The sequence below is a fragment of the Bradyrhizobium semiaridum genome, assembly GCF_020329505.1.
GTDB classification, from domain to species: Bacteria; Pseudomonadota; Alphaproteobacteria; order Rhizobiales; family Xanthobacteraceae; genus Bradyrhizobium; species Bradyrhizobium semiaridum.
In genome coordinates this window covers 57,357-82,401 of sequence record NZ_JAGKJJ010000015.1, presented here as the reverse complement: position 1 = coordinate 82,401, position 25,045 = coordinate 57,357, and the positions used below count along the sequence as shown (strand labels likewise).

Annotated in this window: 26 protein-coding genes; 7 read left to right on the top strand and 19 right to left on the bottom strand. The window is 64.7% G+C overall.

The window, feature by feature from the left end:
- Positions 1-107 precede the first annotated feature (107 nt).
- The 3 genes from J6500_RS18540 to J6500_RS18530 form a co-directional block, all read right to left on the bottom strand.
- Positions 108-962, bottom strand: coding sequence for an amidohydrolase family protein (locus J6500_RS18540; RefSeq protein WP_225714132.1), 855 nt, complete (start codon positions 960-962; stop codon positions 108-110).
- Positions 959-2,008 carry an aldo/keto reductase gene (locus J6500_RS18535; protein WP_225714131.1) on the bottom strand — a complete coding sequence of 350 codons (1,050 nt, stop codon included), beginning with the start codon at positions 2,006-2,008 and terminating at the stop codon, positions 959-961. Before J6500_RS18535 ends, J6500_RS18540 begins: the two co-directional genes overlap by 4 nt.
- Before the next feature lie 131 nt (positions 2,009-2,139).
- Positions 2,140-2,454 (bottom strand): monooxygenase, encoded by a 315-nt coding sequence (locus J6500_RS18530; protein WP_225714130.1) that lies wholly within the window; start codon positions 2,452-2,454, stop codon positions 2,140-2,142.
- 81 nt (positions 2,455-2,535) lie between these two features.
- On the opposite strand from J6500_RS18530, the gene J6500_RS18525 reads away from it, so the two are divergent.
- Both J6500_RS18525 and J6500_RS18520 read left to right on the top strand, forming a co-directional pair.
- Positions 2,536-3,114 (top strand): TetR/AcrR family transcriptional regulator, encoded by a 579-nt coding sequence (locus tag J6500_RS18525; RefSeq protein ID WP_225714129.1) that lies wholly within the window; start codon positions 2,536-2,538, stop codon positions 3,112-3,114.
- A gap of 135 nt (positions 3,115-3,249) precedes the next feature.
- Positions 3,250-3,654, top strand: a complete 405-nt coding sequence (locus tag J6500_RS18520) for a GFA family protein (protein ID WP_225714128.1) — start codon at positions 3,250-3,252, stop codon at positions 3,652-3,654.
- A gap of 81 nt (positions 3,655-3,735) precedes the next feature.
- On the opposite strand, the gene J6500_RS18515 is transcribed toward J6500_RS18520, so the two are convergent.
- On the bottom strand, positions 3,736-4,851 hold the full coding sequence (locus J6500_RS18515; protein WP_225714127.1) for a branched-chain amino acid ABC transporter substrate-binding protein: 1,116 nt from the start codon (positions 4,849-4,851) through the stop codon (positions 3,736-3,738).
- Positions 4,852-5,386: 535 nt separating this feature from the next.
- On the opposite strand from J6500_RS18515, the gene paaZ reads away from it, so the two are divergent.
- Entirely contained in the window at positions 5,387-7,132 is a 1,746-nt protein-coding gene (gene paaZ / locus J6500_RS18510) for a phenylacetic acid degradation bifunctional protein PaaZ (protein WP_225714126.1), read from the top strand.
- Positions 7,123-7,260 carry a hotdog family protein gene (locus tag J6500_RS18505; RefSeq protein ID WP_312018224.1) on the top strand — a complete coding sequence of 46 codons (138 nt, stop codon included), beginning with the start codon at positions 7,123-7,125 and terminating at the stop codon, positions 7,258-7,260. The genes paaZ and J6500_RS18505 overlap by 10 nt, the downstream gene beginning before the upstream one ends.
- A gap of 10 nt (positions 7,261-7,270) precedes the next feature.
- Here the strand turns inward: J6500_RS18505 and J6500_RS18500 are convergent, their stop codons facing one another.
- The gene (locus J6500_RS18500; RefSeq protein ID WP_225714124.1) at positions 7,271-7,930 is read right to left on the bottom strand and encodes a TetR/AcrR family transcriptional regulator; all 660 of its coding nucleotides are present in this window, start codon (positions 7,928-7,930) and stop codon (positions 7,271-7,273) included.
- A 243-nt stretch (positions 7,931-8,173) separates the two neighbouring features.
- On the opposite strand from J6500_RS18500, the gene J6500_RS18495 reads away from it, so the two are divergent.
- Positions 8,174-8,809: a pyridoxamine 5'-phosphate oxidase family protein gene (locus tag J6500_RS18495; protein ID WP_225714123.1), complete on the top strand. Its 636-nt coding sequence runs from the start codon at positions 8,174-8,176 to the stop codon at positions 8,807-8,809.
- Between the two features lie 120 nt (positions 8,810-8,929).
- On the opposite strand, the gene J6500_RS18490 is transcribed toward J6500_RS18495, so the two are convergent.
- Positions 8,930-10,717 (bottom strand): alkaline phosphatase family protein, encoded by a 1,788-nt coding sequence (locus J6500_RS18490; protein ID WP_225714122.1) that lies wholly within the window; start codon positions 10,715-10,717, stop codon positions 8,930-8,932.
- A gap of 365 nt (positions 10,718-11,082) precedes the next feature.
- Here J6500_RS18490 and J6500_RS18485 point away from each other — a divergent pair, with 365 nt between their 5' ends.
- The gene (locus J6500_RS18485) at positions 11,083-12,429 is read left to right on the top strand and encodes a cytochrome c peroxidase (protein ID WP_225714121.1); all 1,347 of its coding nucleotides are present in this window, start codon (positions 11,083-11,085) and stop codon (positions 12,427-12,429) included.
- Positions 12,430-12,451: 22 nt separating this feature from the next.
- Here the strand turns inward: J6500_RS18485 and J6500_RS18480 are convergent, their stop codons facing one another.
- The 4 genes from J6500_RS18480 to J6500_RS18465 all read right to left on the bottom strand — a co-directional run bounded on the left by J6500_RS18480 (position 12,452) and on the right by J6500_RS18465 (position 17,848).
- Entirely contained in the window at positions 12,452-13,120 is a 669-nt protein-coding gene (locus J6500_RS18480; protein WP_225714120.1) for a hypothetical protein, read from the bottom strand.
- Positions 13,121-13,226: 106 nt separating this feature from the next.
- Positions 13,227-15,290 carry an alkaline phosphatase family protein gene (locus tag J6500_RS18475; RefSeq protein WP_225714119.1) on the bottom strand — a complete coding sequence of 688 codons (2,064 nt, stop codon included), beginning with the start codon at positions 15,288-15,290 and terminating at the stop codon, positions 13,227-13,229.
- A 264-nt stretch (positions 15,291-15,554) separates the two neighbouring features.
- Complete coding sequence (locus J6500_RS18470) at positions 15,555-16,931, bottom strand: cytochrome c peroxidase (protein ID WP_225714118.1); 1,377 nt, start codon at positions 16,929-16,931, stop codon at positions 15,555-15,557.
- Positions 16,928-17,848 carry an EfeM/EfeO family lipoprotein gene (locus J6500_RS18465; protein WP_225714117.1) on the bottom strand — a complete coding sequence of 307 codons (921 nt, stop codon included), beginning with the start codon at positions 17,846-17,848 and terminating at the stop codon, positions 16,928-16,930. Before J6500_RS18465 ends, J6500_RS18470 begins: the two co-directional genes overlap by 4 nt.
- Before the next feature lie 105 nt (positions 17,849-17,953).
- Here J6500_RS18465 and J6500_RS18460 point away from each other — a divergent pair, with 105 nt between their 5' ends.
- A complete protein-coding gene (locus tag J6500_RS18460; RefSeq protein ID WP_225714116.1) occupies positions 17,954-18,445 on the top strand; it encodes a prepilin peptidase in 492 nt (163 codons plus the stop codon).
- A gap of 109 nt (positions 18,446-18,554) precedes the next feature.
- Here J6500_RS18460 and J6500_RS18455 read toward each other — a convergent pair whose 3' ends face one another.
- The 9 genes from J6500_RS18455 to J6500_RS18415 all read right to left on the bottom strand — a co-directional run bounded on the left by J6500_RS18455 (position 18,555) and on the right by J6500_RS18415 (position 25,043).
- Entirely contained in the window at positions 18,555-19,211 is a 657-nt protein-coding gene (locus J6500_RS18455) for a hypothetical protein (RefSeq protein WP_225714115.1), read from the bottom strand.
- Entirely contained in the window at positions 19,208-19,777 is a 570-nt protein-coding gene (gene gspM / locus J6500_RS18450; protein WP_225714114.1) for a type II secretion system protein GspM, read from the bottom strand. The genes J6500_RS18455 and gspM overlap by 4 nt, the downstream gene beginning before the upstream one ends.
- Positions 19,774-20,751, bottom strand: a complete 978-nt coding sequence (locus J6500_RS18445) for a PilN domain-containing protein (protein ID WP_225714113.1) — start codon at positions 20,749-20,751, stop codon at positions 19,774-19,776. Before J6500_RS18445 ends, gspM begins: the two co-directional genes overlap by 4 nt.
- Before the next feature lie 86 nt (positions 20,752-20,837).
- The gene (locus J6500_RS18440) at positions 20,838-21,746 is read right to left on the bottom strand and encodes a type II secretion system minor pseudopilin (RefSeq protein WP_225714112.1); all 909 of its coding nucleotides are present in this window, start codon (positions 21,744-21,746) and stop codon (positions 20,838-20,840) included.
- On the bottom strand, positions 21,746-22,453 hold the full coding sequence (locus J6500_RS18435) for a PulJ/GspJ family protein (RefSeq protein WP_225714111.1): 708 nt from the start codon (positions 22,451-22,453) through the stop codon (positions 21,746-21,748). Before J6500_RS18435 ends, J6500_RS18440 begins: the two co-directional genes overlap by 1 nt.
- Positions 22,450-22,860, bottom strand: coding sequence for a prepilin-type N-terminal cleavage/methylation domain-containing protein (locus tag J6500_RS18430; RefSeq protein WP_225714110.1), 411 nt, complete (start codon positions 22,858-22,860; stop codon positions 22,450-22,452). The genes J6500_RS18435 and J6500_RS18430 overlap by 4 nt, the downstream gene beginning before the upstream one ends.
- Positions 22,835-23,299: a type II secretion system protein gene (locus J6500_RS18425; protein ID WP_225714109.1), complete on the bottom strand. Its 465-nt coding sequence runs from the start codon at positions 23,297-23,299 to the stop codon at positions 22,835-22,837. Before J6500_RS18425 ends, J6500_RS18430 begins: the two co-directional genes overlap by 26 nt.
- A gap of 5 nt (positions 23,300-23,304) precedes the next feature.
- Positions 23,305-23,814, bottom strand: coding sequence for a type II secretion system major pseudopilin GspG (gene gspG / locus J6500_RS18420; RefSeq protein ID WP_225714108.1), 510 nt, complete (start codon positions 23,812-23,814; stop codon positions 23,305-23,307).
- Between the two features lie 17 nt (positions 23,815-23,831).
- Positions 23,832-25,043: a type II secretion system F family protein gene (locus tag J6500_RS18415; protein WP_225714107.1), complete on the bottom strand. Its 1,212-nt coding sequence runs from the start codon at positions 25,041-25,043 to the stop codon at positions 23,832-23,834.
- Between the last annotated feature and the right edge of the window lie 2 nt (positions 25,044-25,045).

Genomic DNA, 25,045 nt, shown 5'->3' with positions numbered 1-25,045 from the left:
AGCCGTTCAGAAATTGGCTTGCTCTGGCGACGCGGACGCCGCTTATGGACCATCCCGGAATGATTCATCAAGGCGCGCTGTGGATCAAATTTGGCGCCGGCGGGAATCTATTTCAGGGAGGGTGGCCGGCCGCGACTTGACAAATAGACGCGCGCCGCATTGCCGCCGAAAATCGCATTCTTGGCATTACTTGACAAATCAGCCAGCAAGGTCTCGCTGGCCGCGAACCACTGCGCATAACCGCCGGCGAGATTGACCACTGGCCAATCGCTGCCCCACAAAAGGCGCTGCGGCCCGAAGCACCCCAGCACGTGATCGACCGCTTCGCGCAGATCCGCCACCTGCCAGTTCGGCGCCGCCTCGATGGCGAGGCCCGACAGCTTGCAGACGATGTTGGCGCGCGTGGCAAGATCGGCGATGCTCTCCTTCCAGGCCGCGATATCGCCGCTAGCAAGCTGCGGCTTGCCGAGATGATCGAGCACGAATTGCAGATCGGGATGGCGGTCGACCACCTGCACCAGCCGCGGCAGATGGCGCGGCAGCACCAGCGCATCGAACACGAGGCCGTGGCGCGCCATCGCCTGCAACGGCGCGGCCAGCCTCTCGCGCAGCAGCCAGTCGTCATCCGCGATATCCTGCACCATCGGCCGCAGCCCGACCAGCAGGTCGCGCGCCGCGATCGCATCGACGCGCGCCGCGGCATCCTCCGCATCGAAATCGATCCAGCCGACCACGCCGCGGACGAGATCGCTGCCCTTGGCGACGTCGAGCATGAATGAGGTTTCCGCTTCGGTCGCCGCCGCCTGCACCAGGATCGTTCCTTCGATCCCCGCACCCTCGAGATGCGGCTTCAGGTCGGGCAGACCGAAATCGCGATAGATCGGCGCAAGATTGTCGGTCAGCCAGCCGTAATCGGCGCGAGCCAGCGTCCAGACGTGGTGATGGGCATCGATCCGCATCATGCCGGCACCGGCGCGCCGTCGTCGAGCAGCCGCTCGGCCTTCAGATCGCGCCACAGCGCAGGGGGGACGGGCGTCGACAAGGCAGCGACATTGCGCTCGACTTCCTCGGGAGTCACCGCGCCGAGCACGAGGCTCGCGACCGCCGGATGGCCCAGGGCGAAATGCAGCGCCGCGATCGGCAGTGCCACACCATGGATGCGGCAGACGCGTTCGATCGCGGCGACTTTCTGTATCACCTCAGGTGGTGCTTCCTTGTAATTATATTTGGCGCCGGCGACCGCGCCGGTGGCGAGAATGCCGGAATTGAACACGCCGCCAAGCATGACGCCGATGCCTTGCGTCTCAGCCAGCGGCAGGAATTCGGCGAGCGCCGGCTGCTCCAGCAGCGAATAGCGTCCGGCGAGCAGCATGGTGTCGAAGGTTCCGGCCTTGGCGAAGCGCACGCACATGTCGGCCTCGTTGACGCCGATGCCGATGCCCTTGACCACGCGCTCGCCGCGCAACTTGTCGAGCGCGATATAGGCGCCGTCCATCGCCTCGCGGAACCGGGCCTCGATCGCATCAGCGCCGTGGGTCCAGACGTCGACGTCATGGATCAGCAGCAAATCGATGCGGTCGGTGCCGAGCCGCAGCAGCGACTGCTCCACCGAGCGCATTGTGCCGTCATAGGAATAGTCGAACACCGCGCGATGCGGCTGTCCGCCGGCGAAGTTGGAGCCGTCGCCGCGGCCTTGGAACGGATCCATCCAGCGCCCGACCTTGGTGCAGACCACGATCCCGTCGCGCGCCACCCGCCGCAGCGCGGTGCCGCAACGATGCTCGGCGAGGCCATGGCCATAGAGCGGCGAGGAATCCACGAGATTGACGCCGAGCGCAAACGCCCGCTCCGCGGCTGCGATCGCCGCGGCATCATCAAGCCGCGCAAAGAGATCGCCGAGCGGCGCAGTGCCGAAGCCGAGGATGGAGACGTCGAGCCCGGTGCGACCGAGCCTGCGGCGTGGCAACACGGGGACGGAAGCCGGATCTGAGGATTGATGTTGATTCATCGTGACGGCTCCCTGCAGTCTTTTTGCTTGCAGGTAGACTAGCCTTGCGTGCTCACCCGGCACAAGGTGGGAGCTCTTCACGATTGGCATGCGGGCAGCAGGCGCAGGCACACGCGCCGGCTGCATTCGTCCTACTCGTCGGAAAGGATTTTTTCCGCGATATTGTCGACCGCGACGGGACTTTCGAAATAGGTCACCGTCGGATCGACACCATATTTCTCCCGCACCTGGGCGCGCCAGGAGTCCGTGTACAGCGCTTCGGCTTCCAGCCGCGAGTTCCAGAAATAAACGCCGCCCGCCGTCGTGCCGTCGTCGGACAGCAGATAAGTCTTGCGAAACAGCCCCGGGACGCCGCGATAGATCGGCGCGGTGCTGAGGAAGGTGCGGCGCGCTTCCTCCCGCGTGATCGGACTTGGCAAGACGAACTTAGTGACGGCGGTAATCATACGGACCTCATGCGGGATCATTCTTGACAATCATGTCAACATTGACGATGATGTCAAGAATGAACCGAGGGAGCGGACCGGATGGTGGGGGTGCGGCAATTCGACGAGGACGCGTTGATCGCGACCGCGCTCGACGTATTCTGGCGCAAGGGGCTACACGACGCGACGATGCAGGACCTTGCCGCCGCGACCGGCGTGCAGCGCGGCAGCCTCTACAATGCCTATGGCGACAAGGAAGCGATCTTCCTGCGCGCGTTCGACCAGTATGCCGAACAGTTCCTGCACGCGGCCGGAAGCGCGCTAGCTTCGGGCGATCCTGCCGCTGGCCTGCGCAATTTCTTTGACATGATCATCGTCAACATGACGGAGGGCGCGCCGGCGCGGGGATGCCTGACTACACGCACTGCGCTCGATGCAGCGATTTCGAGCGAGGACGTGCGTCGCCGCGTGCAAGGCGTGCTGAGCCGGCTCGAGCAGCTGATCGGCAAGGCGATCGGCGCCGTGCCCGCCAGACGAAGCGTCGCCGACGCCAACCGGCTGGCACGCGTCATCGTGACCTTCACGCGAGGGCTCGCCGTAATGGAGCGGGCCGGATACAGCCGCAAGCAGCTGCGGGAATCGGCCACGACGTTCATCGACGCCGTGATCGGCGATGTCTGAAGGTAAATATATCCACGCCCGTCATTGCCAGCGAAGCGAAGCAATCCACGCCTCGGCACGGGGATAGATGGATTGGATTGCTTCGCTCCGCTCGCAATGACGGGGATGGGGCTGAAATCGTATCGGAGACATATCATGCAGGGTCGAAAAGGCGGCTGTCTTTGCGGAGCGGTGCGTTACAGGCTGACGAGCGAGCCGCGCTCGATCGCGATCTGCCATTGCACGCACTGCCAGCGGCAGAGCGGGAGCCTGTTCTCGTTCAACCTCGTGGTCAGGGAGGCCGACTACGAGCAGTCCGGTGAGACCCGTGTGTTCATCGACAAGGGCGACAGCGGCCAGCCGGTGCACCGGCATTTCTGCGGCACCTGCGGGTCGCCGCTGTTCGCGACAACCGCGTTGATGCCGGGCAAGGTCGTGGTGAAGGCCGGTACGCTCGACAGTCTGGAAGGGCTGCAGCCCCAGGCGGAGATCTACACCGATCGCGCGGTGAAATGGCTGGCCCCGGTGGCGGGCGCGGCGCGCTTCGCGCAGAATGTGTGACCGCGGGTTAATCGCTGCCAGCCGACCAGGAAGAAACAGCCGCGACACCGGCCGGCAGCCGCGCCGGTGCGCGGCGCGCGGTCACTGACCGGCCAGCTCGGCGTAGTTGCCGTCCTTGTCACGCTTGTAGACGACGTAGTCGATCAGCGTGATGTCGCCCTTCGGCGTGTAGCTGATGTTGCCGAGCACGGTGTCCCACTTGCCGGCCTTGATGGTCGTTGCGACCTTCTTGGCGTCGGTGGTCTGAGCCTTGGCGACGGCCTGGCTCCAGATCTGGAACGCGGCGTAGCTGTAGAGCGTGTAGCCGTCGGGATCGATGCCCTTGTCCTTGAACTTTTTCAAGGCCGCGGCCGCGGTCTCCTTCTTGCGCGGATCTGGCGAGAAGGTGAACAGCGAGCCTTCGGCAAGCGGACCCGCGATCGCCGCGAACTGCTTGTCGACCAGCGCGTCGCCGCCCATCAGCACCGCATTGACGCCCTGCTCGCGCATCTGGCGCAAGATCAGCGCGGCCTCGGCGTAGTAGCCGCCGACATAGACGAAGTCGATGTTCTCGCGCTTGAAGCGGGACACCAGCGCGGCAAAGTCCTTGTCGCCCTTGGTGTAGGCTTCATAGAGCTTTTCCTTGACGCCGGCGGCGTTGATGGCCGCCCGCGTCTCATCGGCGAGGCCTTTGCCGTAGGTCGTCTTGTCGTGGATGATCGCGACGTTCCTGCCCTTGTAGTTCTTGATGATGTAGGCGGCCGCGACCTGGCCCTGCTGATCGTCCCGGCCGCAGACGCGGAACGTGTTCCACAGCCCGCGCTCGGTATAGAGCGGGTTGGTCGAGCCCGGCGTGATCTGCAGCACGTTGCCCTCGGCATAGGAATCCGAGGCGGGAATCGAGGTCGACGAGCAGAAATGTCCGTCGACGAACGGGATCTTCATGCTGGCCATCTTCTCGGCAACCGACACGGCCTGCTTGGGATCGCAGGCATCGTCGCCGATCTCCAGCTTCAGCTTCTTGCCGAGCAGGCCGCCGGCCGCGTTGATGTCGGCGACGGCCAGTTCAGCGCCGTTCTTGAACTGCAGGCCGAAGCTTGCCTCCGAACCGGTCATCGGGCCGACCACGGCAACACTGATGTCCTGCGCCATGGCGGCGCCGGACAGCGCCAGGCTGGCGCCAAACGCAAGACAAACTCCTCGAAGTGGAAACTTCATCACATTCTCCTCGATGGTCTCAAGCCGCGATCGCAACGATGATCGGGGACTGCCATTGGATGCGTGACGCCGGCAGGCTCCGACGAAGCGACGGGGATTGGAGATATGCGACATCGCGCAACAATATGAAACACGTTGTCGTGCATTGACTGTTCGGGAATCAAAAGATCGCTGCAGCCTGGAGGCTTTCCAGCATCGGCCAGCGTTGTGCGAGCGCCTGTCGTGAAGCGCTGGCGCGAGTGTGACCCTTGCAAGTGTGATGTGAGGGACCGACGCCATCACGAAGGGCCGCGGCGCCCGTCACAATGTCGCGCGGGATCGCCGGCGCATCGCATTCTCGTTCCGGCGGGATCGGTTATTATAATTGACCGTCCGGTTGGTTAATAGTAATTCGGTACGACCTCGGTCGTAGAAGCCGCAACGGAAGGTAGACGCGCGCTCCGCAGTTCAGCGGAGATGCTTGAGCCGCCGAATTGAACGTTCCGCCGGCCATGCCGGACTCAATCATTGATCACAGATCTCAGGTGAGACTTCGATGGCACAGCCTCAAGACGTCATGAGACTCGACAGCTTCGTCCGCGGACAATGGACGGGTTCTGGCGAACCCGCCGCTGAGATTCACAGTGCCGTGACCGGCGACGTGGTCGCGCTCGCGACCAGGAGCGATCTCGAGATGCGCGAGATCCTCGCCTATGGCCGCGCGGTCGGCGGCGGCAATCTGCGCAAGCTGACGTTCCACCAGCGCGCCGGCCTGTTGAAGGCGCTGGCCGACTATCTGTCTCAGCACAAGGACCGGCTCTATCGGCTCTCGTTCCACGCCGGCTGCACCCGCACCGACGCGATGATCGACGTCGACGGCGGCATCGGCACGCTGTTCAGCTATGCCGGCAAGGGACGCCGCGAGCTGCCGAACACCAAATTTCTGCTCGACGGCGCCGTCGAGGGCCTGTCCAAGGGCGGCGCGTTCGCCGGCCAGCATGTCGTGACCTCGCTGCGCGGCGTCGCGGTGCACATCAACGCCTTCAATTTCCCGTGCTGGGGCATGCTGGAGAAGCTGGCGCCGGCGCTGCTGGCCGGCGTTCCCGTCGTCACCAAGCCCGCGACCATCACGTCCTATGTGGCCTATGAGCTGGTACGGATCATCACCGAGTCCAAGGTGCTGCCCGAGGGCGCGCTGCAATTCATCGTCGGATCGACCGGCGATCTGTTCGACCATCTCACCTGCCAGGACGTCGTGTCCTTCACCGGATCGGCCGATACATCGCAGAAGCTACAGCGGCATCCGGCAATCGCGCGCGACGCTGTCAGATTCATCGCCGAACGGGATTCGCTCAACGCCGCGATCCTCGCGCCGGACGCTGTGCCGGGCAGCCCGGAGTTCGACCTCTTCATCAAGGAGGTGGCGAAGGAGATGACGGTGAAGGCCGGGCAGAAATGCACCGCGATCCGCCGCGCTCTGGCGCCGGCGGCTCAGGTTGATGCCGTGATCACGGCGCTGCGCGAGCGGCTCGGCAAGGTCGCGGTCGGCAACCCCGAGAGCGACAAGGTCAGGATGGGACCGCTGGTGGGCCTCGGCCAGCGCAGCGACGTGCTGGCGCATGTGGCGAAGCTGCGCAGCGAGGCCGAGTTGGTCGCCGGCGATCCCGACAATTTCGCGCTGGTCGATGCCGACGCCAGGCGCGGCGCATTCGTGCCGCCGCTGCTGCTGCATTGCGCGAAGCCGATGGCCGCAACCGCGGTGCACGAGATCGAGGCGTTCGGCCCGGTCAGCACCGTGATGGGCTACGACGGTCTGGAGCAAGCCATCGCGCTGACCAATCGCGGCGGCGGCAGCCTCGTCGCGTCGATCTATTCGCACGACATCGCGGCCGCGACCGAGCTCGCGTTCGGCATCGGCAGCTTCCATGGCCGCGTCGCCATCATCGACCGCGACTGCGCGAGCGAGCATACCGGCCACGGCTCGCCGATGCCGCAGATGCTGCATGGCGGCCCCGGCCGCGCCGGCGGCGGCGAGGAACTGGGCGGCGTGCGCAGCCTGCAGCATTACATGCAGCGCACCGCGCTGCAGGGTTCGCCGCGCATGCTGAGCGGGGTCACCGGCCGCTGGTTCAAGGGCAGCCCGGTGCTCGACGGCGAGCTGCATCCGTTCCGCTATCACTACGACGATCTCGAGATCGGTTCGTCGATCCCGACTACGGTCCGGTGCTTGCGAACTACGGATTGGACTCGCTTCGCTTCGTCAAACCGGTGCAGCCGGGAGAGAGCATCCAGGTGCGGCTGACCGCAAAGGAGAAGACGCCGCGCAACAAGCAATATGGCGAGGTGCGGTGGGACGTCGAGATCACCACCGGCACCGGCGAGACCGCGGCGACCTACGAGCTGCTGACGATGAACGCGATGCGGACGTGAGCCGCGCGCGTTAGACCAGCGCGGCCTGGCGGCTCCGGCTCGCCGGCTTCGCCTTGCCGCGCGGCCGGCTGACGGCCGCGGCCGCTTCCTCGGCGCCGGCCAGCACCAGCTGCACGACGAAATCAGCATAGTCGGAACGGGTCATCAGCCCGCCCTCGCGGAACCACATGTAGTGCCAGTTCAGCATGCCGAAGACGCTCATCGTCAGCGGCTTGAGCACACGCTTCTGCTTCGCCGCCGGCACAACCGCGGCCAGCGCATCCGACATGATCTCGACCAGGATCCGCTCGCTGGCGAGCAGCGGCTGCTGCTTGTCCTTCGGCAGCAACTTGAGGCTCGCGATCTGCACCTGATGCTCGGCGTCGGCATGCCGGTAAAGCTCGAGCAGCGTGCCGACGATCGCGCGCAGGCGTTCCACGGGCTCCGCGGCCGAGGCGCTCATCTCCTCGATCGCCGCGACCAGCCGCTGCAGATGCGACGAGAGGATATCGAAGAGGATAGCTTCCTTGTCGGGATAATAGTGATAGAGCAGCGCCTTCGAGACCCGGCAGGCGTCCGCGATGGTGTTCATCGAGGTACCGACATATCCCGCGGCGGCGAACAGCTCGGCCGAGCGGCGCAGGATGGCGAGCCGCTTGTCGTCATAGTCCTTGGCGCGCGATCGGGCCATGTCGTGTTCCACCAGCCGGCCGTGCGGCCGTCGTTTCGGGATTCAAGTCAATAACGCAAACGCCGGGCACCGACAGCCCTGCCCCGCTCATTTATTGACCATCCGGTCGGATAATTCCAGGGCTTTGCGCAATGGCTGTGCGCAAATGGCCGCCCCGGTCATGCGTCCCCGTGCACGGCGCCTGCCGGGCGGCTTTCTGATAGGGTGGAGCCCAAGCATGGAGCCAAGAAAGGGAGTTTCGTGATGGACAGCCAGGGCGCAGGCGGCAAGCCGGAGGTCAAGTCACAGGAGGATCTTCGTACCCATTTCGGGCAGGTGAGTCCGCTCGCCGAGAAGAAGGTGCTCCATCATCTCGACAAGTTCTGCCGCGACTTCATCGCGCTGTCGCCGTTCCTCATCGTCGCCTCGAGCGACGGCAACGGCCATGCCGACGCCAGCCCGCGCGGCGATGCGCCCGGCTTCGTCGCCGTGATCGACGACAGGACGCTGCTGATCCCGGACCGCCGCGGCAACAACCGGGTCGATACGTTCGGCAACATCCTGGCCTCACCCGGGATCGGCCTGATCTTCCTGGTGCCCGGCATCAACGAGACGCTGCGGGTCAACGGACGCGCCGAGGTCTCCCAGGAACCGGATCTGCTGACGCCGCTAACCGTGCAGAACGTCACGCCGGTGATCGGCCTCAAAGTGCATGTCGAGGAGGCCTACTTCCATTGCGGCAAGGCGCTGATGCGCTCAAAGCTGTGGAGTCCCGCCGCGCAGGTCGAGCGCAGCAGCTTCCCGACGCTCGGGCGGATCATCGCCGAGCAGACCGCCGCGATCGAGGTCGAGACCGCGGAAAAAGTGATGGAAGAGGCGTATCGGACGAGATTGTACTGAGGGAGACCGGTGCCGATGCTAGCCAGGATACCCAGAGCTGAGCAGTAACCGCAGTATGTGGTCGCCAGAATCACCGGACCCGCATCACGACGTGATGCGGGCCCGGTTGCGATTACGTGGTCAGTGTCCGCCGTGGCCGTGGCCCTCGGCGGCCTTCAGCGCCACCGCGAGATTGCGCACCGGACGCGTCACCAGCGGCTCGAGATCGAAGCGCTTCTCGAGCAGCTTGAGGATCGAGGTCGTGTCGAAGTCCTCATGTGCGACACCCGAGCGGTCGAAGCGCTTGGAGATCAGGATCGCTGGAATGCGCGTGCCCGGCCCCCACTGATCCGCAGCCCTGGCGTCGGCACCACGACGGTTGTGCGGCGGGGGCGGCACGTGATCCCACTGCCCGCCGAACTCGTCATAGGTGATGATGATCAGCGTGTCCTTGCCGTCCGGACCTTCGGTGATCGCCTTGATCAGGTCGACCAGATGCTGGCTGCCTTCGGACTCGCTGGTATAGCCGGGATGCTCGTTCTCCTCGCCGATCGGCTTGATGAAGCTGACCTGCTTCAGCGTGCCGTTCTTGGCGGCCTGGATGAACTCCGCCTCGTCCTTCAGATGGTCCTTGCGGGCCTTGGTGCCGGGCGCATAAGCAGCGAAGTAGTTGAGCGCCTGGTGGTGGAACTGGAAGGTCACGTCGGGGCAGTTCGGGAACACCGCCGTGGAGAGATGGTTCGGATCGGCGCAGGTGGTGCCAGTGCCGTTGGTCCAGCCGGAGGCGCCGATGTCACCATTGGCGTTCGACCAGCCGCCCGAATACCAGGCCCAGTCGATATTCTTGGCCGAGAGCCGGTCGCCGATGTTCGGCGTCTTGAGCGGCGGCAGGCGGCGGGCTTCAGCCGTCCCCGGCGAATAGGGCTGATAGAACGGCTGCGTGGTGTTGACCGCGTAGTCGCCGCAAGCGAGCCCGGCAGGTAGACCGGCCTGGTTGCACTTGGCGGTCAGCTGTGCGTCCTTCACCGTCGAGGTCGGCGTATAAAGCGGCGTGCTGGTCGGCATGCCGTTGGCATCGACGATCGAGTGCAGGTCGTTGGCGCTGCCGTCGTTCGGTGCGCCGGCGAACTGCGGCGCGGCCGCCGCGACGAAGAACTGGTGGTTCAGGAACGAGCCACCGAAGGCAGCCTGGAAGAAGCTGTCGGCGATGACGTAGTTCGGCGCGCCGCGACTGTGGAGATAGGTGTAGATCGGCAGCTTCTTGGTGTCGTAGTAACCCATCACCAGACCCGAGGCATCGCTGCCGACCATGTAGCGGTTCTGCCGGCCGCCGTTGATCTGGTACTGTTCGCTGTAGAAGCGGTGCACGATGTCCTCGGTGCAGCCGCCGGGCGCGCCGGTGCCGTTGAGGAAGCCGTGGGCGGCAAAGGTGCCGAGCGGCTTCGGACAGGTGGTCGCCGAGGTCGGGATGAAGGCGTTGATCTCGAACGGCTTGTTCTTGAACGCGCTGAGGATCGCCACCGAACCGGTGGTATCGGTGCAGCTGGTGGCCAGCGGCGACGGCGAGGTCAGGTTGACGTCGTTCTGCAGCAGGCAGCCGAACACCGTCTGATTGTCCTGGCGGACCTGCAGGGTGTGCGACGGATCGGCATCGGAGGTGCCGTTGATCCGGTCGCGGCCCACGTCGCCCCAATGACCGTAGAGGTTATCGAAGCTGTGGTTCTCCTGATAAATGATGACGATGTGCTTGTAATGCTTGGCACCGTCATGATCGCGGTCGCCGTGCTTCAGCTCATTGAGCTCGTCTTTGACCTCGTTCTTGAACTGATCGATGATCTTGTCGACGATGTTTTCAGCATTCGCCGACGGCGAGACGGCAGCAGCGCCAGCAACAATTGCGAGCGCCGGAATGGCTCCCCAAAGCCGCATCATGTTCTCCTGATTAGAAAGATGAACGAATGTGTCTGACGCTACGCAAGACACATTTCGCTGCGATGACCGATGTGCGACATGCTGTCACCCGATCACATGTTTTCATTCGCGCGCAACATTCATTGCGCTTCGTGCCCCGGCGTCATCAAACTGCAAACAACATTCGTCTATCCAGACGGGCTGTCGGTGATCCCGCCGACGAGAAACTGTCATCTGCGTGACATCTTCCGTCCGCGATTGCGCAATTATTGCTTGTTTCCAGGGGGCATTTTCTCGTGATGGCTCGGCATTTCCTTGCGTGCGGATTCGGCGGACGTCGCAGAGTTGCTGCGGAACGCGCCGTAAGGCCGATCGCAATCGCGTTGACAGCGCTCGCGGTGACGCTGCTGCCGCTGCCCGTCGCTGCATTTCCGCTGGGCGGCGACCAGACCGTGCTGCCGGCCGGCACGGAGTTCGCGGAAGATGCGCTGGCACGTCCGCGCGAGCTGTTCCATTCGGAGGCGATCGGCGGCCGCAAGTCCTACATGGTCAATCTCGGCGATCTCGCCTTCAACTCGCCGTCTATCCTGGGCGGCAAGGCCCGGCAGGCCGAAATGAGCTGCGGCACCTGCCACGTCAACGGCGCTTCGAACGCAAAGCTGTTCGTGCCCGGCGCCTCCTCGCGCCCCGGCACCTTCGACACCACCAGCCTCGCCTTCAATCACAAGACCTTCAACAGCATCCTCGATCCGGTCCGGATCCCCAGCCTGCGCGGCGCCCGTTTCCTGGCGCCGTACGGACATGACGGTCGCATCGGCTCGCTGCGCGACTTCGTATATAATGTCATCGTCAACGAATTTTCCGGACCGCGGCCGTCGGACGAAATCCTCGACGCCCTCGTTGCCTATGTCAACGACATCGATTTCCTGCCCAATCCGCGCATCACGCCCGGCGGCCGGCTGGCCGACGCGGCAAGCGATTCCGAGCGGCGCGGCGAAAAGCTGTTCCTCAAGCCGTTCCCGCACCAGCCCCAACTCAGCTGCGGCACCTGTCATATCCCCACCGGAACGTTCAACGATCAGGTGCGGCACGACGTCGGCTCGGGCGGGCTGGTCAAGACGCCTACGCTGCTGAACGCGAATTTCAACGGGCCCTATTTCCACGACGGGCGATATGACAGTTACGAGCAGGTGGTGGACCATTTCGACCGCCTGTTCGAGCTCAACCTCTCGCCGCAGGATACACAGGATCTGGTCGCCTATCTGAACGCCGTCGGCGACGCCGACCGCCCGTTCGGCAAGGACGGCGTCATGATCCGAATGAAGGAAGTGCAGGAACTGTCGAGCGTGCTCGACATCGCGATCCCCGCCGCCGACAAGGCCGTGGTGTCGCTGGCCGTCACCGGCGTCGGCGCCGAACTGCGCGAAATCACCGAGCGCATACCCGACATCAGGAATATCGCGCTCGGCGGACGGGACGAGCGGCTTGCGGCCCGCGCCGCCCTCAAGGACCTCGTGCTCAGCCTGCGCCGGATCGACCTCGCCGTCGGCGCCGGCCGCATCGACGAGGCGACGGCGGAGTACAACAACTTCTCCAAGCTCATCAGCTTCGATATTCCGATCGCGCTGAAAAAGGCCGAGCCATGGTCGCTGTTCAACAACGACGTGCACGAGCGGCACTATAACGCCCTCGGCCGGATGCTGCTGACGACGAGCCAGCAATCGCAGTGACACCCGCCGGCAGGCCGCCGGCTCATTCTGCGGCCGGTGGCGCGACCCTCACATCGCTCTGCTGAATCCGGCGGATCAGCGCCTGCGGATCGAATTTTCTGGCGCCGGCCGGTATCTCGAAGGATTGCGCCGGCTGAGGCTCGTCGCGGACGTGATCGGCCGATATCATCACCCCATCGGCGGTCTTGATCCGGAGCGGAAACCGGCGTTCGCGATCGACCCAGCCGACGAAACCGAGGCCTGATCCCGCCTCGACCCGATAGACTTCGGTGTTGCGGCCGCCGATCATCTCCTCGCCGTCGCGCCCGCAGCGCCAGGTTTCCGGCTGCTTCTCCGCGGCGAGTTGCGCCATCATCAGCCATTGCCGGCAGGGATCGTCGGGATCGACCGTGACGAATGTCCGGGTGAGCGGGCTCGACTGCCGCGAATCCATGAACACCCGCGCCTGCGGACGAACGAAATAAGCCGTCGGCTTCGTCGCATCGACCAGAAAGAAGCCGTCGGGAACGGCCGGCGCTTCGATCCGCGCTTTCTCGCCCGATACGCGCAGGTGTCCCGCCGCCGTCGCTCCGCCGCCTGTTCTGACGAGATCGGCCGAGAATTGCTGCGCAGCCGCCGATGCCGCTGCAAGCGCGATACTTGCCGCTGCAGCCAGCCGGGTCACGATCGTCCTGCGCCCAAAAACCATCATGTCATCTTGCCTCATTGCGAACCATCAATATGGCAGCGCCGGCCGAACCATGGTTCGGCCGGCGCTGGTCGTGGATGGGATCACGTCCTGGACGATTGTGCGGTCATCACTCGGTGTAGGACAGCGTCACCGGCTTGCTGAAGTCGAACGCGTCGAACAGGTCGGACAGCGCCGGACTGTTGGTCGGCACATACGCGTTTTGTTTCGAGTAGGTCGGGTTCGGCAGGTTGTCGCGGCTGCGGACCGTGAGCGGCTGCAGGCCCCAGTTGCGCTCGATGAACTTCAACAGCGAAACGTGGTCGCCGTAGTTGTGATAGATCTTGCCGCCCGTCGAATAGGGCGAGAGGATCAGGATCGGCATGCGCGGCCCGTCGCCGAAATAGTCGATCGACTGGATGTAGCCGGAATCCCAGTAACCGCCGGCTTCGTCCCAGGTGATGAACACCGCGGTCTCGGCCTTCAGCTCCGGATTGTTGTCCAGCGCGTTGAGCACGTTCAGGGCGTAGGCCTCGAACAGATCGACCTTCGAGCTCTGCGGGTGACCGTCGAGCAGACCATCCGGCTTGCCGAACGACACCGCGGGCAGCGTGTTGTTCTGGATTGCCGTGATCAGATCGGCAGTATCCTTGATATGGGCCTGGCGCACGGCCGGGTTTGCCATGATCGAGGTCGCATACTGGAACGGATTGCAGATCTGGCAGTAGGCGACCCCGAGTGCGTGGGCCGGATCGGCCAGCGCGGCAGCATTGAGGTCGGGCTTCGACGGGTTGGCGGCCACCGCAGCGTTGGAAAGCGCAACGGCATCGTTATACGCACCGCCATAATACGCCCACGAGATGTTCTTCTCGATCAGCGCGTCGCCGATGGTGCGAACCGGCGACGGCGGAAGATTGTTGCCGCCCGACAGCGCACCGTTCGGCAGATAGCCGGGGTTGACGTTGTTGAGCATGTAGTAGTGGTTGGGCTTGCAGTTCGGCTCCGCCGCGTACGGCAGGCTGTTGAGATAGGTCACGATCGGCTTCACGCCGGGATGGGACACGTCGGAGCAATCGGTGAAGTTGCCGTCGACAGTGTAGCGGTTGACCGTGCCTGCGACGGGGTTCGGATTGGCGATCGCGGTAGCCGGCGGCGTGGCCGGGTTGCCGTTGCCGTCGCTCCAGAAGCCAGCATCGCCGGTACCGAGCATGAAGTGGTTGGCGCCGGTGCCGCCGTGGAACGACTGATGGAAGTTGTCGCCCAGCGTGAAGCGGTCGGCCAGCATCTTCAGCACCGGAGCCTGACCCTGCTGGGCATTGTAGAAGCCCATCGAGTTACCCATGCTCTTGTTCGACGCCGAATAGGTCGCCATCACGAACGGGAACAAATCGTTCAGGCAGCCCGAATTGTTGTTCTTGTTCGCACTGGCGGCGCTGCAATCTTCCTGCTGCCAGTCCTGATAGAAGCGGTGCGTGGTGTCGCCGGTGTAGTCGTCGTCGCTGATCTGCTGGCCCTGCAGCGGGAACGGTCCGGTCAGCGAGCCAGCGCCGGGAACGCGGGAGTCCAGCACATTGGTCGGCAGACCGCTGAAACCGGTGGTGAGGATGTCGAGATCGGCCGGATCCATGTCCTTCTCGACGCTCGCCTCAGCGATCGTCTTGAACGGCGGCGAGGTATCGCTTTGTCCGGTCGGGGTGCCCGCAGTGTTCGGCTGCGGCATCTGATTGGTCGCGCTGTAGGGCGACTTCGCGATCTGCGGCGCGCCGATGTAGAACGAGTTCTGGGCGGCGACCGAGAACTGCTGCGCCTGCGCGAAGTTCGGGCCCGGCGTTCCATCCTCGTTGACGATGCCCTTCGACAATAGGTTGGAAATGGTCTGGCCCTTGCCCTTCGGCTTGTAGATGCCGAACGTGTGGTCAAGGCCGCGGTTTTCGCCGATCAGGATGATGACGTGCTTGATCGGCGAGGCGGTCTTCACCTTGTCGCCATGGCCGTTGTTGCCATGATCGCTATCGCCGTGATGCTCGTGCTTGGCGTTGTTGCCGTTGTCCTGATGTTTGTGATGGGAGCGGTTGTCCCAATCGCTATGACCGCCCGGATAGTGAGCGGCATACGCTGCAGTTGCGACGAGCACCGTAGACGCTACGCAGAGCGCCGTGCTGGTTCGCCAGTTCCTTTTATCGTTGAAAGCCATTGTCGACCTCGGGTGTTTGCAGTTAGCAACACTCTCTCCCTAGTGCGACAATATGACGCAGGCGTATCGTTGGCATGAAAGCGCAGAGGAAATTTCGAACTGTTCAAAATTTTCTGCGAGACACGCGCACCCGCAATGATCAATGCATCAAGACGACTGCCCGCTGTTCAACCAGCGATCGCAATCGTCTTCAACGCACGGTCGATGCAGCGATGGCTGCCGCACACACCGACATGAAAAATGATTTGGTCTATCTCAAATCGCTCAATGCCGCAGATGCTTCGACTGCATCACCTGACGAAGCGCGGCATAATGCTGATCGTGAACGTCTTGATTGAACAGCGACCACGGCTCGGCGCTCGCCAGCACTGCCGGAACAGCCGCCGCCATCAAATAGCGATAGTTCCTGAATTCGGTCGCCGCGTCGGCGTGGCGTCCCGCTGCGACCGCCATATCGATTCGCCGCAGCGTCAGCACCAGTTCCTTGAGACTGTTGCGAGCAACCACGCGCTGCTGCTCGCCGCCTGACACGCTGGTATTCTTGCGATCGGGATATTGCTCGGTGAGCTCGCGCAGCTCGCGTCCGATCGTATCGACCGCCAGCGCAACGATCTCCTTGTCGCCGGCCGGGATCGCGGTCGCGAGCACCGTCGAGAAGTCGTTGATCTCCTTCAACGTCGCGCCGGCGCCGTCGCGTTCATAGGGCTGCGCGCCGTCGCCGACGGCAGTCAGATAGGCGACGAGGTCAAGCTTGTCCTGCGCCGAAAGCGCGAGATCGAAGGTCCGGTCGAAATAGTCGACCACCTGAGCGAAATTGTCGAAGCGGCCGTCATGAAAATAGGGCGCGTTGAAGTCGGCGTTGCGCAAGGTCGGCGTCTTGAACAGGCCGCCGGTGCCGATGTCGTGCTGTTGATGATCGACGAAGCCGGACGACGGAACGTGGCAGCCGGCGCAGCTCATCGCCGGATCATGCGGGAACGGCTTTGCGAACAGCGCCTCGCCGCGGCGCTCGGATTCGCTGATCTTGCCGACCAGCCGTCCGCCGGGACCAAGGTCCTGATTGGGCAGGAAGTCAATGTCCTGGATATAGGCCACGATCGCGTCGAGCGTTGTCGGGGACGGCTCCGGTCCTGCGAACTCGTTGGTGATGACATTGTGGACGAAGTCGCGCAGCGAGGCGAAGCGGCCGTCGGCCCCATAGGGCGCGAGATAGCGGGCGCCGCGCAGGCTCGGGATCCGCACCGGATCGAGCACCAGATTGTCGGCCTTCGGATTGAACAGCGGACCGGTGGTGTCGAAGGTGCCGGGACGACTCGACATCTTCGGCATGAAGAACTTGGCGTTGTTGGCGCCGTTGACGTGGCAGGTGCCGCAGCTCACGCCGGCCTGCCGCGCCACCTCACCGAGCAGCCCCGGCGAATTGAAGGCGAGATCGCCGAGATTCACGAGATAGGATTTGCTGCCGGTGATCTCGGAGCGGAACACCTCGCGCGGCTTGTCGAGCGCATCCTCGTTCAGCTCGGTGCTGGCAGGCAACACGGTCTTGTTGCCGTCGACCGGAAACGCCACCGCACGCCCGAGCAATGCAACGGCCATCAAACCGCAGGCGAGCGCGGTCAGCCGCAACCGAAGCGAAGTCATCGCGCCTGCGCCTCCAGGGTCGGCCGCTGCAGGCCGAGCTTCGCCGACGCGCCCTGCAGCGCCACCACCAGCTCCTCGCTGGTGCGGCGCAGATCGGCGATGTCGACATGCGGAAGATCGGGCGTGGCGACGATCGCCTGGAGGCGCTCGATCCGGTTGGTCACCATCTCGTCGAGCTTACCGTCGACGGTGTTGAGCGCAGCCGAGAAGATCGTGTGGTAGGCGAACTCGATGCCGGCGATGTTGTTACGCATGTCGTCGAGCGACGTACCGCTGATCCGCGACTCGCCGCCGTCAGCCTTGCTCTCACCGACCTCGTAGGCGAGCCGCACGGTGCCGTCCAGCAGCCCCTGTGGTGTCAGCTTGATGTCCTTCAGCCGACCATTGAGATCGCTCAGATGGCCGACCAACGCCACCGCATCGGCGTTGACGTCGGTGGTGCCCGCGCCGAACAGCTTCGCCTCAATGGCGTGGAATCCGCTCTCGGCGTTCGGCCAGGCGTCAATCTGCGCATCGAGCTCGGGGACGAAACCCGTGGTGAAAACTTCCGAGCGCTCCCAACCAGCGCGCGCCGAAAGCCAGGCTTTCTTCGCACCGGCCAAATCCGCCGCCGCCGCGCGCTCCTGCAAAGCACGCGCGCCTGCCAGCGCGCTGCCGACCCCGTCGATCAAATACGGCCGATAGCGCTCGGCTCCCTCTTCCAGCGCGCCGGCATTCGCCGGGCGTGCGCCAGCCAACGCGGCCAGCAGAGCAAGGCACGTCGCCACTCGCATCCTGTACATTGTCAACCCACTCATCCGCCGCGAGGGCTCGCGGCTCGCAGTGATGCGGACTATTGTCGGTATCCTATGCGGATTTGTGACAGGCGCGCTGCTTTGTCGCATCTTTGCTATGCCGACATTGTCGTCGACGATCAACTTCTCGCAAGGTCGGATCTGCCGGTCGATTGAGAAATCTGCTGTTCAACACGGGCAAGTTGTTGCAACAACGCGACCGCGCCCCCCCTCACCGCTCTCGCCACCATGCATATCGATCGCGAAGCTCTCTATTTCCTCGCAAGTTACGGCACGCTTGTCGTGCTCTGCTGCGCCGTCGCGTGGATCGACCTTCGCCACGGCATCATTCCCGACCGGCTGAATCTCACGATCGCGGTCCTCGGTCTCATCCGCGTCGCCATCGACGACGGCGCGATGGCCGTGTTGACCGCAACAGGCGTCGCTGGCCTGGTCGGCCTGCTGTTCTGGCTATTCCAGCGCCTGTATTTCCGCGTGCGCCACGTCGAAGGGCTCGGACTTGGCGACGTCAAGTTTCTCGCCGCCGCCGCGATCTGGGTCGGCCTTGCCGGAGTTCCGACCTTGCTTTTGATCGCCGCGCTCGCAGCGCTGGGCGTCGCCGGCTGCCTGATGCTCGCGGGCCACGAGATGAAGCGCCAGAGCTCGCTGCCGTTCGGTCCGTTCCTTGCGCTCGGGCTGCTGCTGACGCCTGCCTTGCAACAATGGCTCGGCCTCAACTAGCAACCGCCGCTAAAGCGCGATGAGATTTGGTTGAATCGTCATCGCGCTTTAGCCCTTTGTTTGAGCATGATCTTTTCGGAAAACGCTTCGCACTTTACCCGATCATGCTTTAGTGGCGTACGATGAAGGGCCTTCGCTCCGAGCTCACCGGCAAGAGTTGATTCTCACTGCCTTCCGTGCCGGGTTGCGGCAGCGCCAGCAACGCACCCTGCTGATCTTTCTCCATCGTCACTTCGCGCCCGTTGATGGTGCGCAGCTTCCAACCCTGAAAATCTTCGCCGATCCGGAGCCGCAGCGGGGCCTTGGTGGATTGATCGAGAAAAATCCCAAAGCTTTCATCGCCTCCCGCGATGGTGCCGACCAGCGACAACGGCGGCGGCTCGACCTCGGCCTGGCGCGGTGGCGATGGCTTGGCGACGACCGGTTCGGCAACGATTTCGGGCGGCGGCGGCCGACGCGACGGCGAAAACACCGGACGGTCGCGCGTGTTGGACAGTGTCTTGAGCGGGATGCCCCATAGCGGATTGTCGCTGAGAGGGCGGGCCACCGGTGCCGCCAGCGGCGGTGGCGCCCGGACCGACGTCACGGGTTCCGAAGTCACCGGTGGCTCGGCAGGCGGCGGCGAACTCAGCACCCGCCCGCCCAGCCGGGTATCGTCGACCAGCCCGGCATCGAGTGCGTCGCCGGATACGTCCGAGACGGCAGCCGGCACGGGATGCACCGACACGGCCCAGAGCGCGAGGATCGCTGCGACGTACCGCATCATTTGGCGCCTCGCCATTGTCCGGAGACACCGAGCAGCACGCGCATCTTTCCCTTTCCCGGGTCGGCATCCCTGGCTGCGCCTTCGGTCGGCGGCTGCACCACCAATTGATCGATGAACAGGAACGGCATGCCGGCCTCGAGATCGTAAAGCACCTGCTGCAATTGCGGCTGCTCGATCTCGCAGCTTGCGACCATGCTGATGAAGCCGGCTTTGGCCGGCATGTTGGGAACGTCGAGCTGGGTCGACAACACGTTGCCGCCGAACTTGATCACCGCCTCCGAGACGCGCTGCAGCAGGTTGGCGCCGGCAACCGTGACGGTGGCGCCCTCGAGATAGGCCGAGCCGGCCGGCATCGCCGCCGCTCCCGGCGGCGCGCTCGCCTTCGGCCGGCCTTCCAATTGCGCGAGCAGCGCAGCGGTCGCCGCCACTTCGCCGCGCAGGCCGACGATCTCGGTGAGCGAGGTCACCACCACGAACAGCAGCAGGGCAGCCAGGCCGAGATAGCTCGTCGCCGCCACCAGCGGCGTGGTGCTGATCGATGTCAGCGAACGGGACCATGTGCTCATGAGCCGGATCCGAAATAGGCGGTGATATTGGCTTCGACGTGGAAACGTTCCGCCGATTCATTCGCCGCGCGCGTGGTCGGGGCGAAAAAGGTCGCGCGCGTGAACTGGGGCGACTGTTCCAGCAAGCGGATCAGGGACGGCGCGTCCTGCGTCATGCCGATCACCTGCACTTTGCTGCCCTCGATGCGCAATTCGGTGACGTAGGTCGTATCCGGCAGCACGCGCGAGAGAGCTTCCAGCACCATGACGCTCGATGGCGTCGTCTGCTTGCGCTTGGCCAGCAGCCCGATCCCGGTTTCGCCATTGGCACCGATGCGAAGCGCGGCGCGGCGCTGCGAGATCTGGCGTTGCAGGTCCTCCCGCTGGGATTGCAGCGATCCGCCGAGATAGATGTTGAGCAGCAGCGCGGCCGCCGCCGCGATCCCGGTCGAGACCAGGCCGATGCGCAGCAGGCGTGGAACCTGCGGCCCGGCCAGACCTCGCAGCTGCCGGTCGAGCAGCGTCACCTGCAGCGGCGCGCCGTCACTGCCGACCGCCGGTGCCGACACCACAATGGACGCAGCCCCCACCGTCCTCGCCAACCGCAGCAGCGGATCGACCTTGGCCGCGGAGGTGGCGCTGAACGCAACCTCGATGCGGTCGTTGGAGACCGGCTGCGGCGATCCCCAGCCGAACACGGCCTCCGCCGCAGTCCAAGGCGTCAGGCGATCGACCTGGGCACGGACCATGCCGTCGAGGAAATCGGCCGCCTGGCTCGGAAAATCGAGCAAGCGGCTCACGACATACGCGGATTGCAAGCGCACCTCGATGCGGCTGCCGTCGAACGCGGTCTTCCAGTCCGCCGGCGGCTGCGGCGAATCGTGGTCCAGCCGTAGCGAAAGCGCCGCCGGAGCACGACCATCCTTCGACGCCGCGATGCTGGCGGCGAAACTGCCGTCGGCATTTTCATCGAGCTGGACGGTGCGCTTGCGCACAAATCGTCCCGCGGCACCGTCAACCGCGATCGCAACGGCACCGATCCACTGCTCGAACCATTGTCGCGCTTCAGCAAACAAGGCCATCAACCCCTCCCGCGACGCAGGACCGGAGCCCTCGGCTCGACATCGTCCTGCCACGACAGCACACGATACGGCTCGACCTTGTCACCGAGCGCGATCACCGCTTCGGACGTGGTGCGGCGGCCATTGCGGAACCGGATCGTCAGCGCGACCCGGTAGCACGGGCTTTGCGCCGTCGACGCCGCGCTCTGTGGGTTCGGAGCTTGCGTCCCGAAACCGCCGTTCGACGACAGGCCGCGTCCGCCAAATCCATCCTGGTCACCCAATGAGCCGCCGGTGGCGACGACGACTTCCGGTGCCGCGATCGCCGGATCGACATCCGGCGAACCGTTGAACACAGTGACGAACGGCAAGGCACGGTCGACCAGTGCGGCCGGCATGCCGGCCACCAGCGCCAGTTCGTTGACATGGGTGAAGAGCGCTTGCCTCGGCACATAGCCGAGTGCGTTGTAACGCGCGGCTTCCACGTTCTCGCTGCCCGGCGTAGGCCGCGTTCGCCAGCCGACCACCCGATCCGCATACTCGGTCGCGGCGTCCTTGCGCGCGCCGAGCACCGTGAACAGGCCGGCCAGCGTGGTCTTCGATGCGTAGTTGAGGTCGATGCGGGCCGCTTCCGAGGTGAACGTCACCTCGACGCTCGACTCGTCGAGCCGGAACTGAAACGCGCCGCGGGGCGGTCGCGCCTTCTCGTCCGACAGCGCCAATTGATAGGCCGCGAGCTCCAGCCCGGCCGAGACCAGCGCCTCGGTCTGCAACGCCATGTCGTTGGCCGCCAGCGCACGGACCGATGCGGAAAGATAGGCCGAGAAGATGATGGCCAGCGACGAGAGCGCCAGCAGGATCCACAGCACCGCGACGATAACGAAGCCGCGGTTGGCCGAAGATCGACGGATGTTGCCGGGCGCACCCATCATGTCTTCCCCGGATCGGCAGCGCTGTCCGAGTTGCCCTTGTCGCCACAATTGCCGTCCGGCTTGGTGCAGTCGCTCGGAATCTGGACATGGATCGGCGCGATGGTCGAGACCGAAAGGACCTTCTGGCTGCCGGCGTCACGCACCGTCAGGCGGATCATGGCCGGCAGCCGATCGGCGTCCCGCCATACGTTCTTCCAGACCCGATCGGGACCTGCATAGGCGAACGACAGGCGATAGGGCGCGCGCAGCAGCACCACCGGGCCGCCGAGATGCACCTGCTCCGACAGCGATACGCCGTCGGCGAGCGGGGTGAACCGCGCCTGCGAGCGCACGGTGACGAACTCGCCGCGATCCCTGATCTCGCCGAGACGAACGATGTCGAGGCCGGGGCCCGCATTTGGTCCCACGGATGTGCGCACGAACATGACCGACAATTCCGATCCGTCGAACAGCGGCTGCCGGGTCTGGCGGTTGGCGGGAACGAATTCCGCCGCCGCGAGATCGGCACCGATCCGCTCCAGCGCAATCCCGATCAATTCGCTGCGCTGGATGCGATCGAGGCCGCGGTTCCAACTCGGCAGGAATTCCGCGGTGATGCTGGCGAGCGCCGACAGCAGCAGACCCATCAGCGCCAGTGCGACGATGGTCTCGATCAGGGTAAATCCGCGCTCATGGGCCCGCGAGGTGCGATGTGACGGGGTCATTCCGATGGCCTCGGCATCAACCGCACGGTGCGGATATCCGACAACCCTCCGCTCGGGGATCTGACGCGGATCCTCACCAGCTCCGGCGTCCACGCCACGTTGGCGCCGGGCACATCCCAGCCATTGCCGAGCGGGCTGACGTCGATGGTCCAACGATAGCCTTCCGCCTGCCCTGTCGACGTGCCGTTTTGCAGCTCGGCGCGCCGCGGGATGCCGACCGTCATCAAGGTGCGCGCCGCCTGCATCAGGGCGACGTGCTGCTCCAGCGCCCGCACCCCGCGCACCTTGCCGGCCATGACGGCACCGATCGCGACGACAGAGACAGCCACCAGCGCCAGTGCCACCAGCACCTCGATGATGGTGAATCCCGCCTCGGGGCGGTTAATTGGCGGCGATGGAGCGAGCAACGACTTCGACCCTTCCGGTAAGCCAGTTGACGCGGACTTCGTACCCGGCATCGAGCCGCGTCAGCGCGATCGAGCCGCCGCAGGAGCCGCCATTGGGGAAGAAGCGAATGGTCGAGAGCGCGGCCTGGCGCCGGCAGGTCTGCGGCAGCACGGCATCGAATCGCACATCCTCGGGAATTCGCACCATCATGCGCGACGAGCCGGAATGGATCACGCGGCTCGATGCATCGACCAGTGTCGCGATGCTGCTGCTGCGTTCGATCGCGGCATTGCGATCGGCCTTCAGCAGCGTCGCGGCTTGCAGCGCATAGGCCTGCAACCGCGACCGCGACGTCTGGTGCGGAATGAACGGCAGCAGCACGGCAGCCAGCAACGCGATGATGGCGAGCACGCACACCATCTCGAGCATCGTAAAGCCGCGCTGTGCCGCGTCATTCATTGCCGTCATTCGCTCCCGTTGACGGCGGCCGTCGCCTTCTCCAGCGAGATGTCGGCGGAGGTGCCGCTGCCGCCTTCCTGGCCGTCGGCGCCGTAGGAGATGATGTCGTAGGGGCCGTGCTCGCCGGGCGAGCGATAGATGTAAGGATGGCTCCACGGATCGTTCGGCACGTTGCCGCCCTTCAGATACGGCCCGTTCCATGCCGCAACGCCCGGCGTGCGCCGCACCAGCGCCGCGAGTCCTTCCGCGGAGGACGGGAAGCGGCCGGCATCGAGATAGAACAGGTCGAGCGCGCTGGAGAAGCTCTGCAGCTGAATCCGCGCGGCCTTGACCTTGGATTCGCTGAGATAGTTGAGGACGCGCGGTCCGATCAGCCCCATGATGAGGCCGATGATCGCGATCACCACCAGCATTTCGACCAGGGTGAAGCCCTCCTGGCCGGAGCGGATCGGCCTTCGCGCATCGGGTTTTGCGCGGGTGGCAAACAGTCCAGCGGTGGTGTTGCGCCAAGTCATGATCGAAGACCCCTGCTCTAATTGACAAGCTGCGTGACCGAGAGCAGCGCCGTCATGACCGACACGATCAGGCCGCCGACGACGGTGCTGATGGTAATGATCGCCAGCGGTCCGACGATGCCGACCACCCGGTCCAATGTGCGCTGCAATTTTGCTTCGTAGAATTCCGCGACCCGCCCTGCCAGGGCCGGCAGTTGCCCGGTTTCCTCGCCCAGCCGCAGCATGCGGACCGCCATCGCGGGAAGATTGTCGGCGGCGGCGAGCGCGTCGCACAATTTCCCGCCGTGGCGGACGCGGTCGGCCGCGGCGGCCCAGTTCGCTTCGCTCCCGGTCACCGACATGATGTCGACCAGGATGCGCAGTGCCGCGGTGAGATTGACGCCGCTGCCGAGCAGGACGCCGAGATTGCGGCAGAACAGGCTGGCGCGATAGAACTGAAAGCCGTTGCGGATGCCGGGAATCCGCGAGATGGCATCGGCCAGGGCGGCGCGCACCCGCGCCTGCCGCAGCAGCCACCACGCAAGGGCAATCATGCCCGCCGCCGTCAGGCTGGCCACCGTCGCATTGGCGCGCAGGAAATCAGACACCGCGATGAAGCTGGCAAGCGCCGTATCCGACTTGCCGCCGAAATCTCCGAGCACGCTAGAGAATTGCGGCAGCACGAACAGGAGGAAGAACAGCATCACGCCGGTCGCCGCGATCAGCACGAAGACCGGATACTGCATCGCGTCGGTCAGCTTGCGCCGCATCGCCTCGGAACGCGCGCGCTCGATGCCGAGCATCTCGAGCACGGTATCGAGCGTGCCGGAGATTTCGCCGACCCGCACCAGGGCAACGTACATCGGCGGGAACAGCGACGGATGATCGGCCACCGCATCGGCAAAGCTCTCGCCGGTGAGCAGCGCGGCCCGGATCTTGGCGACCACCGGACGCATCCGCCCGACATCGGCATCGCCTGACAACAGTTCGAGCGCGTCGTCGAGCCGCGCGCCCGCCTTGAGCAGCAGCGCAAGATCGCGGGTGAAGATGGTCACCTCGGCGGAACTCGGTCCGCCGAACGGGCTACGGCCGCCGCCGGCGCTGGAGGCGCGCTTGTCCTCGACGGTTTCGATCGGCAGCAGCTTCAGATATTCGATCCGCCGCGCCACCTCGGCCGCGGTCGGCGCCGAAATCGTGCCGTTGACGACTTCGCCGGTCTGGGTGAGAGCGCGGTAGCGAAAATTCGGCACAG